Annotated in this window: 15 protein-coding genes; 7 read left to right on the top strand and 8 right to left on the bottom strand. The window is 56.6% G+C overall.

Annotation, left to right across the window (positions count from 1 at the left end):
• Positions 1 to 81 precede the first annotated feature (81 nt).
• The 6 genes from Q334_RS0108490 (at position 82) to Q334_RS0108465 (ending at position 5,060) form a co-directional block, all read left to right on the top strand.
• Positions 82 to 1,485, top strand: a complete 1,404-nt coding sequence (locus Q334_RS0108490) for a tryptophanase (RefSeq protein ID WP_027312832.1) — start codon at positions 82 to 84, stop codon at positions 1,483 to 1,485.
• Positions 1,486 to 1,624: 139 nt separating this feature from the next.
• Positions 1,625 to 1,912 carry a winged helix-turn-helix transcriptional regulator gene (locus Q334_RS0108485; RefSeq protein ID WP_245593672.1) on the top strand — a complete coding sequence of 96 codons (288 nt, stop codon included), beginning with the start codon at positions 1,625 to 1,627 and terminating at the stop codon, positions 1,910 to 1,912.
• Positions 1,905 to 2,861, top strand: a complete 957-nt coding sequence (nudC, locus tag Q334_RS0108480) for an NAD(+) diphosphatase (RefSeq protein WP_051527649.1) — start codon at positions 1,905 to 1,907, stop codon at positions 2,859 to 2,861. Before Q334_RS0108485 ends, nudC begins: the two co-directional genes overlap by 8 nt.
• Positions 2,834 to 3,124, top strand: a complete 291-nt coding sequence (locus tag Q334_RS0108475; protein ID WP_376836951.1) for a DUF3565 domain-containing protein — start codon at positions 2,834 to 2,836, stop codon at positions 3,122 to 3,124. The genes nudC and Q334_RS0108475 overlap by 28 nt, the downstream gene beginning before the upstream one ends.
• A gap of 153 nt (positions 3,125 to 3,277) precedes the next feature.
• On the top strand, positions 3,278 to 4,324 hold the full coding sequence (locus Q334_RS18520) for an OmpA family protein (protein WP_051527648.1): 1,047 nt from the start codon (positions 3,278 to 3,280) through the stop codon (positions 4,322 to 4,324).
• A 13-nt stretch (positions 4,325 to 4,337) separates the two neighbouring features.
• Positions 4,338 to 5,060, top strand: a complete 723-nt coding sequence (locus tag Q334_RS0108465; protein ID WP_027312828.1) for a DUF4336 domain-containing protein — start codon at positions 4,338 to 4,340, stop codon at positions 5,058 to 5,060.
• Here Q334_RS0108465 and Q334_RS0108460 read toward each other — a convergent pair.
• A complete protein-coding gene (locus Q334_RS0108460) occupies positions 5,041 to 5,892 on the bottom strand; it encodes a LysR family transcriptional regulator (RefSeq protein WP_027312827.1) in 852 nt (283 codons plus the stop codon). The two genes, Q334_RS0108465 and Q334_RS0108460, sit on opposite strands and share 20 nt — an antisense overlap.
• Positions 5,893 to 5,994: 102 nt before the next feature.
• Here Q334_RS0108460 and Q334_RS0108455 point away from each other — a divergent pair, with 102 nt between their 5' ends.
• Positions 5,995 to 6,912: an MBL fold metallo-hydrolase gene (locus tag Q334_RS0108455; RefSeq protein WP_051527647.1), complete on the top strand. Its 918-nt coding sequence runs from the start codon at positions 5,995 to 5,997 to the stop codon at positions 6,910 to 6,912.
• A gap of 26 nt (positions 6,913 to 6,938) precedes the next feature.
• Here Q334_RS0108455 and Q334_RS18515 read toward each other — a convergent pair whose 3' ends face one another.
• The 7 genes from Q334_RS18515 to Q334_RS0108415 form a co-directional block, all read right to left on the bottom strand.
• Positions 6,939 to 8,213 carry a hemolysin family protein gene (locus tag Q334_RS18515; protein ID WP_035461190.1) on the bottom strand — a complete coding sequence of 425 codons (1,275 nt, stop codon included), beginning with the start codon at positions 8,211 to 8,213 and terminating at the stop codon, positions 6,939 to 6,941.
• 652 nt (positions 8,214 to 8,865) lie between these two features.
• A complete protein-coding gene (locus Q334_RS0108440; protein WP_027312824.1) occupies positions 8,866 to 9,396 on the bottom strand; it encodes an REP-associated tyrosine transposase in 531 nt (176 codons plus the stop codon).
• Between the two features lie 81 nt (positions 9,397 to 9,477).
• Positions 9,478 to 9,837: a hypothetical protein gene (locus Q334_RS0108435; RefSeq protein WP_027312823.1), complete on the bottom strand. Its 360-nt coding sequence runs from the start codon at positions 9,835 to 9,837 to the stop codon at positions 9,478 to 9,480.
• A 148-nt stretch (positions 9,838 to 9,985) separates the two neighbouring features.
• Entirely contained in the window at positions 9,986 to 10,570 is a 585-nt protein-coding gene (locus Q334_RS0108430; RefSeq protein ID WP_027312822.1) for a DUF6151 family protein, read from the bottom strand.
• Positions 10,571 to 10,893: 323 nt separating this feature from the next.
• Positions 10,894 to 11,085 (bottom strand): hypothetical protein, encoded by a 192-nt coding sequence (locus tag Q334_RS0108425; RefSeq protein WP_027312821.1) that lies wholly within the window; start codon positions 11,083 to 11,085, stop codon positions 10,894 to 10,896.
• 595 nt (positions 11,086 to 11,680) lie between these two features.
• A complete protein-coding gene (locus tag Q334_RS0108420; RefSeq protein ID WP_035460446.1) occupies positions 11,681 to 12,430 on the bottom strand; it encodes an amino acid ABC transporter ATP-binding protein in 750 nt (249 codons plus the stop codon).
• A 10-nt stretch (positions 12,431 to 12,440) separates the two neighbouring features.
• A partial coding sequence (locus tag Q334_RS0108415) for an amino acid ABC transporter permease (protein WP_027312820.1) occupies positions 12,441 to 12,968 on the bottom strand: 528 nt, incomplete at its 5' end.

The raw sequence follows: 12,968 nt of genomic DNA, 5'->3' as shown, positions 1-12,968 counted from the left end.
CCTGTTCGTTCTCCTTAACCTGATTGTTTGCGCTTGCCGGATACCTCCTGCGAGCGACCATGCTATTGATGGAGTCTGATCATGCGTGTCATTCCTGAACCCTTTCGTATCAAGATGGTAGAGCCCATTAGCGCGATTAGCGCCGAGCAACGCCAGCAGGCGCTGCAGCGGGCCGGCTACAACCCTTTTTTACTGCGCAGTGATGAAGTCTATATCGACCTGTTAACCGACTCCGGCACCGGCGCCATGAGTGACCGCCAGTGGGCCGGGCTTATGCTCGGCGACGAGGCCTACGCCGGTAGCCGTAACTTCTTCCACCTGGAACAACAGGTGGAGCGGATTTTCGGCTATCGCTACACCCTGCCCACCCACCAGGGCCGGGGAGCGGAACAGATTCTCTTCCCCTGTCTGATCGAGCGGCTACGCCAACGCGGCGGCGGCCAGCGGCCGGTGTTTCTCTCCAACTATCATTTCGATACCACCGCCGCCCATGTTGAGCTCAACGGCGCGCAGGCGATCAACCTGCTCACCCCACAAGCCTTCGACACCAGTCACCCCTACGATTGGAAAGGCAATTTTGACCTGCCCCGACTGGAGCAAGCCATCGCCGAACATGGCGCTGACAATATCGCCGCCATTATCACCACCGTGACCTGCAACAGCGCCGGTGGCCAGCCAGTCTCGATGGCCAATATGCGTGCGGTTTACCAACTGGCACAGCAGCATGGCATCGCCGTGGTGATCGACTCCGCCCGCTTTGCCGAAAATGCCTGGTTTATCCAGCAACGCGAGCCCGGCTACCAGGATCACAGCATCGAGCAGATCGTGCGGGAGATGTACCAATACGGCGATATGCTCACCATGTCGGCGAAGAAGGATGCCTTGGTCAATATCGGCGGGCTGTGCTGCATCCGTGACGATGAAGCGCTGTTTCAGGCAGTGCAGGTGCGCTGCGTGCCGATGGAAGGCTTTGTCACCTATGGCGGCCTGGCCGGACGGGATATGGAAGCCCTCGCCATCGGCCTGCAAGAGGGCATGGACCCGGCTTTTCTGCGCTACCGTATCGGCCAGGTGGCCTACCTGGGGGAGCGCCTGCGCCAGGGCGGGGTGCCGATTCAAACCCCCACCGGCGGCCATGCCGTCTTTGTCGATGCCCAGCAGTTGCTACCCCATATTCCTGCGGAGCAGTTCCCCGCCCATGCCCTGGCCTGTGAGCTGTACCTGGAAGGTGGCGTGCGCGGAGTCGAGATCGGCTCGCTACTGCTTGGCCGTGATCCCCACAGCGGTCTGCAGAAACCCTCACCGATGGAGCTGCTGCGCCTGACCATTCCGCGCCGGGTCTATACCCAGGCCCACCTCGACTATGTTGCGGACTGCCTGATCAGCGTCAAACAACGGGCCGGCGCCATCCGTGGCCTGCGCTTTAGCTACGAGCCACCGGTGCTGCGCCACTTTACTGCCCGCTTTCAGCCCTGCCCGGGCTGAGTCACCGTGCTGGCTTGCTCAGTGGGCTATTAGCGGCTAAGGTTTTGCTACACATTTTGTAGCGAATAAGCCAATGGATAGCGCCCTTTGCCCCTTACCGGGCCAACCGGTAAGGGGTTCCCGCACGGGGAAACCGATTATGGCCCTGCTCGACCTCCTCGGTCGCACCTGGGCCCTCGGCATTTTATGGAACCTGCGCAGCACCCCTGCCACCTTTCGCCTGCTGCAACAACGCTGTGAGCATATCTCCCCCACCCTGCTCAATCGCCGTCTGCAAGAACTGCAACAGGCGCAGCTGGTCGATAAGGGCGAGCAGGGCTACCAACTCAGCCCCCTCGGCCATGAGCTACTTCACCTGATTCTGCCCATGGGGCAATGGGCCCAGCACTGGGCCAGCCAACTGCAGCAAGGAGCCTGCGATGTTTAACCCCCTCACTCAGCCGCTGCGCTATGCGGGCCTGCGCTTAGACCGCCTCTCGGCCCAGCGCAAAGATCGGCCCTGGCTGGAACAACAACTGCAACAGCCCAATAGCCGCCTGGTGCCCCTGTGGCAAGGGCGCAACCTGCTCCATCCCGAGCGCCCCGAGGCCCTGCACTTTAGCCGCGCTGAGGCCGACTTTTTGCTCGAACACAGCCAGGAGATTCTGTTCCTCGGCCAGCAACAACATGCCTGGTTTGCCCTCGACCTCTCCCATCTGTCGGAACAGCAAGTGCAGCAACTGCTACCCCAGGGCCAGTTTACCGACATTCGCAAAGTTGGCCCGCTACTGCCGGCAGAAGAGGCCGCCATCCTTGCCTGTGCCCGTGGCCTGCTGCACTGGCACCAGCAGCATCAGTTTTGCAGCCTTTGCGGTCACCCCAGCCGGGCCGATCAGGGCGGCCATCTGCGCCGCTGCAGCAACAGTGCCTGTGGCAAGGAGCATTTCCCCCGCCTCGATCCGGCGGTGATCATGCTGGTTGAACACATCCCCAGCGATGGCGGCCCGCGCCTGGCCCTGCTTGGCCGCAGCCCGCACTTTCCCCCCGGCACCTACTCCACCCTGGCGGGCTTTGTGGAAACCGGCGAAAGCCTGGAGGAAGCGGTGGCACGGGAGGTATGGGAAGAGGCCGGTGTCCGCCTCAGCCGTGCCGACTATCGCGCCTCCCAGCCCTGGCCCTTTCCAGCCTCGATTATGCTGGGTTTCCGTGGCTTAGCTGCCAGTCTGGCGATTCAGGTGGATCAGGATGAGCTGGAAGATGCCCGCTGGTTTAGCGCCGAGCAACTGCAAGGCTTTGGTGAATGGGGCGACCCCAATTCTGCCTACAGCCTGCCGCGCAAAGACTCCATTTCCCGCTGGTTGATTGACGAATGGATCGCAGAAAACCTGCCCCGCTAACCCGCGACGCCCTGCCCCAACCCATCTGCGGTTATCACCAGGATGAACATGGGGACTGGGTGGCACGGCTGGCCTGCGGCCATAACCAGCATGTGCGCCACCAGCCGCCCTGGCAAAACCGCCCCTGGGTCATCAGTGCCGAGGGGCGGCGTCAGCAGCTGGGCAGCCTGTTGCTGTGTAAAAAGTGCGTGACCCAGGCACCACGGGACTGGTCAGCTACGCATGATGATCCGGCACTTGACTCGCCGGCTAATTCACGCTGAATTTAGCCACGCGTATTCGCTGAACGCGGATGGGAATGCGAATCCCCTCGCTGCTTTTTCTCATCGTCAGGCGGTGCTCCACCGCCATCGCCAACCCCGCGCCCATCCGGTGCAGGCTTGGTACTATTCAGACTTAATCAGATTGAGGAAAAGATGAACCCGTCAGCCACGTTCTACGTACCCGTACGTCCCCAGCACTGGGGCCTGGCGCTGCTCCTGCTGTTGCTCAGCCTGCCCGCGTTGGCCCTCGGCCCGGATCTGGCGGGCGGTCAAGATCACCCGCTACTGTCGCGCTTCAGTGGCGCTCAATTAGTTGGCTATCAACAGCTGGAATACGAGCGCGGCCACTTCTACCAAGCCAGCCAGGAAGCAGGCATGGACCCGCAAAAAGAGCTTGATCGCGACCATCCCCTGATCCGGGAGGGCAAAATCACCCGCCTGCTCTACATCGCCCCTGCCGGTAAAACAGCGCTGGAAATACAGCGCAACTTTGCCGAGGCACTCAGCGCGGGTGGGTTTAACCTGATCACCCAAGTGGATGGACGGGGGGCCTGGTGGACACCTAGTGATCACTGGCGGAGCAACTTTGCCAAACTGCAATTGGCCGCACCCTTTGCCGAAGATATTAGCCCCTTTGACCGTGAGGGCCTGTACCTCTATGCCACCCTGCAACGCAATGGGGTGGAGGTCGCGGTCTCGGTACTCAGCGGGCCACTTTCGAGCTTCAGTAAAGACCACTACCAGACCGCTGAGAGTGACGAGCAAAGCGCCATTGCCATCCAGATCGTGGAGCCCCAGCTGATGGCCAGCGGCCAGGTGCAGGTATCGGCGGAAGCGATTGGCCAGGGCCTCAGTAACGAGGGGCGCATCGCTCTCTATGGCATCTATTTCGATAGTGGCAACGCTCAGCTCAAGGCCGAGTCCCAACCGCAACTGGCCGAGATGGCTAACTTGCTGCGCCAACAGCCACAACTGGCGGTGTATATCGTGGGTCATACCGATAACCAGGGTACGCTGGCCTACAACCTCAAGCTCTCCCAGCAACGGGCTGAAGCCGTACAGGCCGCCCTGCAGCAAGACTACGGTATCCCTGCCTCCCAGCTCAGTGCCCATGGCGTCGCCAACCTGGCACCGGTCGCCAGCAATCAGAGCGAGACTGGCCGTGCCCTGAACCGACGGGTGGAAATGGTGGTGCAATAGCAGGAGGCAGAAGATGCTTTTACAACCCCTGGCCAACAACATTTGGCTAGCCGAGGGTGATACCGTGCGCTTTTATGGCATGCCCTATTCCACCCGTATGGTGGTGGTACGCCTGGCAAGTGGTGAACTATGGCTACACAGTCCGATTGTCTGGAGCCCGGCGCTGGCCGAGGAGCTGGCACAGCTGGGGCCAGTGGCCTATCTGCTTGCTCCCAATGCCCTGCACCACCTTTACTTGGCCCAATGGCAACAGCAATGGCCTGAGGCCGCACTCTATGCCACCAGCGGGGTGCAAAAGAAGCGGCCAGAGCTGCATTATCAGGGTTGCCTGTCCGAGCCCCAGGACTGGCCCTGGCAGGCAGAAATTGCACAACAGGCGATTAAAAGCTCGAAAGTGATGGAGGAAGTGGTGTTTTTCCATCGCCCCTCCGCCACCCTGATCGTCACCGACCTGATTGAGAACTTTGCCCCTGAGCATTTCCGCTGCTGGCAACGCCCCATCGCCCGCCTGTGTGGAATACTCACCCCCGGTTCAACCCCGCTGGACTGGCGCCTGAGCTTTAACAAAAGCCAGGCGGCCGAGGAGTTTGCCCAACTGCACGCCTGGCAACCACAACGGATTATCCCCGCCCATGGTGAGTGGATCGATCAGGATGCTCCGGCCTTTCTGCGCCGGGCCTTGGCCTGGGCCCCTCTCTCAGCGGAGGGTCACCGTGCTAAACCAAGGGATAGTTAGTCACATTCTCCAGCACAAAATTGATAAAGGTACGTAAGCGTGCCGGTTGCTGATGTCGATTAGGGTACACCAGATACAGAGGCAGAGGGGGCAGAGCAAAGTCGGTGGCTATTTGCTGTAAGCGGCCCTGTTCAATGTCCTCACGGCAAAGCGCCAGCGGCAACAACGCAGCCCCCTGGCCTTGCAGACAAAGCTGACGTGTCAGGCCCAGGTGCTGGCTACGCACCTCACTGTGCGGCCACGTGGCCAAGGGTGGCAATTGCTGCCGTATATTTAACGGATCCAGCAACGGCAGCCGCTCTCCCTCCATATTGGCTGGATAAAGTGCAGGACAAACCACCATCACCAGCTCCGCTTGCCCTAGCGGCCGCGCAATCAATTCAGGAGAGCCGGGGTCACGGCCACGAATCGCCAGATCCACCGGTGCCCGTATCAGATCCACCGTTTTATCGGAGAGATGGACCTCAATCTCAATCTGCGCATATTGCCTGCGGAAGGCAGCCAGCAGCCGAGCAAAGGGTGCCATCACCAGATCAGTCGGCACACTGAGACGCAACAGACCGCTGGGCACACCCTGTTGTGACAGCGCCTGCTCTGCTTCCTGCAACTGCTGCAAAGCATCCCGGCAATGCTCGAAGTAACGCTGCCCTTCGTCCGTCAGGCGCAAACTACGGGTATTACGCTGCAATAAGCGCACCCCTAAGCGTTGCTCCAACGCCTGCACCCGTGCACTCACCGCCGATGTTGAAAGAGCCAGCTGTCGACTGGCTTCAGCAAAACTGCCATGACTGGCTACAGCGATAAAGGTTTGGATTTGCTCGATGCTGCTCATTATCCCTCTTTAGTGGATAGATTATCCTTCACTACCCTGCTAAGCAGGACAAAGTGGCGATGTTAGCATGACCGGCACTGACAAACAGCCTTGGAGAATACAATGCGCCCCCTCTTGACCACCCTGCTCCTGACGACCCTCAGCCTACTGCCACACTGGACTCATGCCGCCAGCGCTGACGATGCCTCTGCGCCGCGCCAGACAACCCCGCAAGTCAAGGCGACCTGGCTAGGGGGGCCGACACTGCTGGTAGAATTTAATGGCTTCCGTTTTATTACCGACCCTATGTTAGGGGAAGGTGAACAGGCCTTTGTGATGGGCGACCCCAATGAAGATTTCGATCTCGCGACTGGGCCGCAGATTAAACATCATCGCCGTCTGACTCCTCTGCCCCCAGTCGACTTGAGCGACCTGCAACTGATTCTGCTGAGTCATGCCCATGAAGACCACTTCGACCAGGAGGCACAACGCCGCCTTTCGCCTGCATTACCGCTAATCACCCCTGCACATGACCTGCAAAACCTCTACGACAAGGGTTTTCAACAGGCGCAAAGCCTGGCCTGGGGAGAGAGCCGTTCCTTCGCGGCAGGCGCCGGTGAAATTACCATTACCGCCGTCCCGGCCCACCACTCCAACCAAACCGACATAGCGCAACTGCTCGGCCAGGGCAATGGCTACTGGATTGAGTTCAAAGAGCAGAACTGGCGTAAAACCCTGTACTGGACGGGTGACACCTTACCCACCCCTGCGCTGCTAAACGCGCTGCGCCCCTATGGACAGCCCGATGTGATGATTCCTCACCTTGGCCGGGTGGGCACCCCTGGTCCGCTTGGGCAAATCAGCATGGGCGCCAGTGATGTGATCAAGCTGGCCGATGCAGTCCAACCACACAAGCTGCTGCCCATCCACCACTCCAGCTATGCGCTCTACCTTGAACCCATTACCACCCTCGTCAATCAAAGCGTGGGCCAGGCATTTGCACTCGACCTGATCTCAGAAGGAACCACCGTGGCCTACTAACTCCTACCACCCGGGAAAAGTGCAGGCTAATCCTCGGCGCTGGCAACCGTCAGCGCCGTTACCCGCACTAAGGCCACCCGTTTTTGCTCCATCTGCACCACTTCAAAACGCCACTGCTGCCAGTCGACACTATCCCCCACCTGCGGCACCCGACTGAGCAATAACATCAGCATACCGCCGAGGGTATGGTAAGCCTGCTCCGACTCCTCCGGTAACTGCTCCAACTGCAGCAGTTCTTTTAAGTCCAGTACTTCCAGGCTGCCCTCCAACAGGCTACTGCCCTGCTCCAGGCTCAAGGGACGCTGCTGCTCCGCCATCAATGCATCCAGCACATCCTCCAGGGTCAGAATGCCCTCAATCTCCCCCTGCTCATCCATCACAAACACCATCTGGGTGTTACCGCGGCGAAACTCCTCCAGCAGCTCCAGCCCCGTCAGGTCTTCTGGTACATAGACACAGGGATGCAGCTTATCCAACCAGCTCTGCTGCTGCCCCTGGGCCAGGGCAGCCAAGGCCTGCTTGGCGTACACCACCCCCACTACCTGATGCAGGCTGCCATCACAGACCGGAAAGCGTGAATAATCCGTGCTCAGCATACGCTGCAGGTTAACCTGCAAAGGCTGCTGACGGTCGAGGTACACCACCTGATCCTGGGGAATCATCAGCGAGCTTAATAGACGCCGATCCAGCTTAAATAAATTACGCAGAATCAGATGCTGGTTTTGCTCGATCACCCCAGCCTCCGAGCCCTCATCCAACACCGCCCGGATTTCCTCCTCCGTCACCGTGCTGGTTTGCTTAGGGTTACCCAGCAACTTCATCACCGCATGGGTCGAAGCACTGAGCAACCAGACAAAGGGATGGGTTAGCCAGGCCAATAGCTTCATTGGCCGCGCCACCAAGCGTGCCACCAGCTCCGGATTCAACTGCCCCAAGCGCTTGGGCACCAGCTCGCCAATCACAATGGAGGCATAGGTAATGGTCACCACCACCAACACCGTGGCGCTGATCCCGGCGTGCTGACTGGCGACCCCCAGCGACACCAGCCACTTCGCCACCGGTGCCGCCAGCACTGCCTCACCGACAATGCCGTTGAGAATACCGATGGAGGTAATACCGATTTGCACCGTGGAGAGGAAGGCTGTCGGATCCTCCGCCAAACGCAAAGCCGCTTTAGCCGACTTATCCCCCCGTGTGGCCAACTTGTGCAAGCGGGCCTTACGGGCGGTGACCAGGGCGATCTCCGACATGGCAAACACACCATTCAGCACAATCAATCCCAACAGAATTAAGACTTCCATCACCCCTCCCCGCCGCCAAGGCTTAAACAAGCACGGCAACTGATATGGGTAGCATAGTCATCACAGACAGAAGGAGGGCATAGAACAAGACGATGGCCCAAAGGCCTTCGACAGGGAATTGGCATAGCAATAGAGCCAAAGGCTCCTCATTAGAAAGGGAGCACTATCTTAAGAACCTGAACCCGCACCCAGCAAGGGAGGAGGTATTTCACTCTTTATCAGCACCTAGGAGCGGCATGGGAATGCCTACCGAACCACAAAATCCACCACGCCCTGCTTCCTCGTGCCCACGCTCCTGCGTGGGAATGCCTACCAAGCCACAAACCCCACCGCGCCCTGCCCCTCGTTCCCACGCTCCTGCGTGGGAATGCATACCAAGCCGCAAAGCCCACCGTGCCCTGCCCCTCGTTCCCACGCTCCTGCGTGGGAATGCCTACCAAGCCACAAACCCCTCTGCGCCCTGCTTCCTCGTGCCCACGCTCCTGCGTGGGAATGCCTACCAAGCTGCAAAGCCCACCGCTCCCTGCTTCCTCGTTCCCACGCTCCTGCGTGGGAATGCCTACCAAGCTGCAAAGCCCACCGCTCCCTGCTTCCTCGTGCCCACGCTCCTGCGTGGGAATGCCTACCGAGCCCCCCATACACACCAGCCCCATTACCACTGGCGACACACCTCCAACAAACCAGCCACATTGGCATAATCCCTCGCACTCGAATAACGCCAATGCTCAGCCTTATCCACATACCCACGCTTGACCGGGTTTTGATGAATATATTCCACTTTCTGCCGCATCATCGCCTCACCCTGAATCTGTTCTGGATGCACCCCCTCTTGCCAAAACTGATAAGCACGGTCACCCTTATGCGCTTTCTTATAAAACGCCAATTGCTCCAAAATCTGCGTGACATTATGCTGGACGAAATACTGAATTAGCTGCTTTGCCGTCCAAGACTTCAAGCGGGCAATATCTTTATCCAATGCAGAGCTTTGCAATATAAAGTGACAATGATTTTCCAACACCACCCAAGCATATACCTTAAGGCCTTCTTTACTTAAAAAACGCAAAGCCTCAAGCAAAATATGCACAGTGTCTGGACGAGTAAAAACAGGAATCCAATGCAACACAGTAAAGGTGACAAAATGGGGTTGGCTTGCATTGGTAATGTGATAGCGGCTTCTACCCATAAGAGAACATCCGTTTTAATTACCTAGCCTTGGTATACGCCCCCACCCAAAAGCGTGGGGGAGATTAATCAAAACAAGCTATTAACTAGCTGCTTTACTGTGATGATAGTAAAGATACGCCAAGCCAATAGGAGAAACAAAAATCGCAAAACCCCAACAAAGTGCCATTGTCAGTAATTTTACAAACATCATAAGCATGGCATTCACAAAGAAAACATTATTCCCCATGATAAAACCAACAACACTCTCATAGACAAAGCGTGAATATGGATAAAGAAGCGTATTAATTGCAAGCAATGCAATCATGCTAAACTGAATGGGCTTCCCACTACTAACAAACATATAAAATATCAGAGCAGAAAACAGGGATCCAAAAAACAACTGGCGGATATAGTATTGAGCGGAAAGACCGCCAAAGGTTTTCTTGATTATTTCTTGCATTACTCTTTCCTTGAATGGAATTTTCAGCACTTTCCGAGGCTGAGACTTCGTACAACTAATATAGAACTCACCGACACTGCGTGACTGATGCATAACTACGCAGAACAAGTGGCCAACCCCCATCAAGACGGTTGGACACAATCTATGGCTATACGGCAGTTTTCAGCTTCTGTAGCTCAGAGGCCGCAAGGATTTTAGGCGTAACGATTGGCGCCCCTGAAGCTGAGAACAATGGAGACTTTTTATAACGCCCGAAGACCCGAGACAGCAAAACAAGCCTCATGAAACGCAACAGGCTTCTCAGCAAACCACGAGACTGTGGCTTAGGATCACCAAGAGCATCTTGAGTATTAAACGCAGAAACAGAAGGCCCAAAATCCTTGTCGAGTGCGGACTGATCCAAGCATGTGTGAATCAAGCCGATAAAGCTCATTTTGGGGTCAGCCATCACATTGCCAATCGGCGTTTGGCAACATTGTGCATACCAACGAATCATTCCCGTATTGGTCAGTCGAATGGCAGCCACATTCTCAAGACCCCGATCAAAGCAAAGGCGGGACTGGCAAACCTGCACTATTTCCGTGCCCCCTTGAGCATCAAGCACCTGAAGCCCTGGCTCAAAGTAACGAGCAAACGCTTGGCAGTCTGAGCAATAACAGCGGATGCGGTTATTGGGTGCGCCCTTTAATAGGCGGCCCTGAACCGCGCCACACTGGCATTTTACCTGATGCATCTGTGCACCCTCCTATTCTGAATATTCAGTGTCCTCACGCCCACGCTCCTGTGTGAGAATGCCTACCGAGCCGCAAAGCCCACCGCACCCTTGCCCCTTCGTTCCCACGCTCCTGCGTGGGAATGCCTACCGAGTCCCCCAGGCTTCCGCTGCCTGAGCATTATGGCTTCACCCTGTATCTGCTCTGGGTTTACACCCTCCCACAAGCCTGATAAGCACGGCCACCCTTATGTAATAGCGGATTCTATTCATAAAATGATATCCGCTTTAATTGCCTAATATCCGTATGCATTCCCACGCAGGAGCGTGGGAACGAGTAAAAATTACTGAGAGCGCGTCCGACTAGTAGTAAAAATTCTTTTGTAAGCTTGATCTAATTCTTGATAGGCATCGTCTAATTCTTTAGACAACTCTTCAGAGATTTCCGTAGTATTGACCATAGCGATTATCCTATTAAGGTTGTGAATTTTATCATTAAGCTCATCCATTCGATCTAGTTCTACAAATAGAGACATTTTAGCAACTCCTTTTTCCCTAAGAACCACAGTGATTCATTGAAATTTAAAGTTATAACCTTGTAATACTACGCATATGCGTTTAGACACCAGCTATCAATGGATAACTGGCGAGTGAACTGCTTGATTAATAAGAAATATCAAATAATTCATCTATATTTCCCTCCCTGAAAGACGAGCCTACGCATTTTGCTGCTCTGGATGCGCAATATCCTACTGCGGTAGTGGTGTAAGGTTTTGATATTGGTCCATGTTTATGCTTTTTGCCAGTGGAAAATGAGCATGGTTCTCACTCGTTCCCACGCTCCCGCGTGGGAATGCATAACCACCAAGGCTTCCACTGCCTGAGCATCATGGCTTCACCCTGTATCCGCGCTGGATGCACTCCCTCCTGCCAAAATTGATAAGCACGGTCACCCTTATGTGATGGCAGCTTCTATCCATAATCGAATATCCGCTTTCGTTACCTAGCCTCGGTATGCATTCCCACGCAGGAGCGTGGGAACGAGCCCCCCCTAACCAAACACCCCCTGCTAGCTGAGCCAACAGGGGGTGTTTAAGGGCGCTATCCACAGCAGGCTGTGGGGGGGCTGGGTTAGAGCACCTGAGACAGGAACTTCTGCAAGCGTGGGTGGCTGGGGTTGTCGAAGAAGTTGGCGGGGGTGTCTTCCACCAGCAGTTCGCCGTCTTCCATAAAGAGCACCCGGTCTGCCACTTCTTTGGCAAAGCCCATTTCGTGGGTGACCACCACCATGGTCATGCCTTCTTTGGCCAGGCTTTTCATCACGTCCAGTACTTCACCGACCATTTCCGGGTCGAGGGCGGAGGTGGGTTCGTCAAACAGCATGATGGCGGGTTTCATGCACAGGGCGCGGGCAATGGCGACCCGTTGTTGTTGCCCACCGGAGAGCTGGCTGGGGTAGTTGTGCATGCGCTCGGCCAGGCCCACTTTTTTCATCAGGGCTTCGGCGTGCTCACGCACTTCGCTGGCTTGGCGTTTGGAGACTTTGAGCGGGGCGAGCATGACGTTTTCCAGCGCGGTTTTATGCGGGAAGAGGTTGAAGCTCTGAAACACCATGCCAACGTGTTCACGCAGTTTGTTGATGTTGGTGCTTTTGGCGTACATGTCGGTGCCATCGATGTGGATGGTGCCGCTGCTGATGGTTTCCAGTTGGTTGAGGGTACGCAGGAAGGTGGATTTACCGGATCCGGAGGGGCCGATAATCACCACGACTTCGCCGCGTTTGATTTGGGTGCCAACCTTTTTCAAAGCATGGCAGCCATTGGGGTAAATCTTGTCGACGGCTTCGGCAACGATGATGTTGTCTGCGTTGTTAAGTTTCATCGCGGGCTCCTTAATCACTGGCGGCCAGTTTCTTTTCCAGACGCTGGATGGCCCAGCTCAGACCACCGGTCAGCACCAGATAGAGCAGGGCGACGGTGAACCAGACTTCGAAGGGGGCAAAGGTGGCGGAGACCACTTCACGCCCGGCTTTGGTCAGATCGGTAATGGAGATCACCGAGACCAGGGAGGAGTCTTTGATCAGGTTGATAAACTGACCGGCCATCGGTGGCAGGGTGCGCTTGAAGGCCTGGGGCAGGATGACGTACACCATCGCCTGCACGTAGCTCATGCCGAGGGAGCGGGCCGCTTCCATCTGACCGGGGGGAATCGACTGAATACCGGCACGGACAATCTCCGCCACATAGGCCGCGGTAAACACCGCCAGGGCCGCCACACCAGCAGTAAAGCGATCCAGTTCCAGTACGGTGCCGATAAAGAAGTAGAAGATGAAAATCTGCACCAGCAGGGGGGTGCCACGAATAATCTCGATATAGGTGATGGAGAGATTACGGATGGCGGGGTTACGGGCAATACGGCC

This window comes from Balneatrix alpica DSM 16621, assembly GCF_000619885.1.
Lineage (GTDB): Bacteria > Pseudomonadota > Gammaproteobacteria > Pseudomonadales > Balneatricaceae > Balneatrix > Balneatrix alpica.
Note: the sequence above shows the minus strand (reverse complement) of the source record. Positions and strands in the feature narration are given on the sequence as shown.